2 protein-coding genes are annotated in these 772 nt (G+C 47.2%); one reads left to right on the top strand and one right to left on the bottom strand.

Annotated elements, in window-relative coordinates; translation table 11 throughout:
* Window positions 1-161 (top strand): transketolase-like TK C-terminal-containing protein (locus tag R7Z50_RS31630; RefSeq protein ID WP_171822183.1); only part of this gene is annotated, 161 nt, incomplete at its 5' end.
* A 77-nt stretch (window positions 162-238) separates the two neighbouring features.
* Here R7Z50_RS31630 and R7Z50_RS26745 read toward each other — a convergent pair.
* Window positions 239-772, bottom strand: a 534-nt coding sequence (locus R7Z50_RS26745) for a LysR substrate-binding domain-containing protein (protein WP_318149648.1), incomplete at its 5' end; no start/stop codon positions are given.

The following is a 772-nucleotide window of genomic DNA, read 5'->3' as shown; positions in this document are numbered from 1 at the left end:
AAGCGGGCATCGCAGACTTCTGGTACAAGTACGTTGGTTTCGACGGTCGCATCATCGGTATGACAACATTCGGTGAATCTGCACCTGCTGACCAGTTGTTCGAAATGTTTGGTTTCACTGTAGAAAACGTAGTGAACACAGCAAAAGAACTACTAGCGTAATCGAGACAGTTGTTTAAACCGGCTCTGTTGAGCGGTTGTGAGAAAAGGCCATCATGTTGATGGCCTTTTTATTTGTCTCAATATTTCCAATCTAGCGGAATACTTTGGTGAATATCTTCAAGCAGTACGGATAAGCGAAGAGGATGACGCCCTGCTGGTGTATAACAGTTGATCGTTATTGGCTCTGAAAGCCAGCCTTCAAGGCATGGGGTGATACGGCCGGGGTGATGTTTCTCATACCCTTGTGCAGTCCAAGTCGGCAAGAGACCAATGCCGTGTCCGTTGGCGATACTATCGATCTGCATAGCAATGTTGTCGCTATAGAGTCGGCTGACAAATGGTTCTAGAAAAAACTCCCCTTGTTCAGGGTGCGAGAGTAGCAAACCATTCTCTTGTATCGACCCAAAATCTATCCACGGATGTTTGTTTAGTTCTCTCGGGTGGTGGATGGGGCCATGTTTTTCGATGTAGTTTGGCGACGCGAATGGGGTGTAACGAAATACGCCAAGCGTTTCTTTGCGCCAATCCAGCCCTTTGTGTTCACCTAGCCAGATAAACAAATCTGGATCGTGGTGTGTATCGGAAAAATCACTGGTGAGCTGGACTCTGAC

Source organism: Vibrio sp. 1249-1, assembly GCF_033340495.1.
This window is presented reverse-complemented; position numbering and strand designations above follow the sequence as displayed.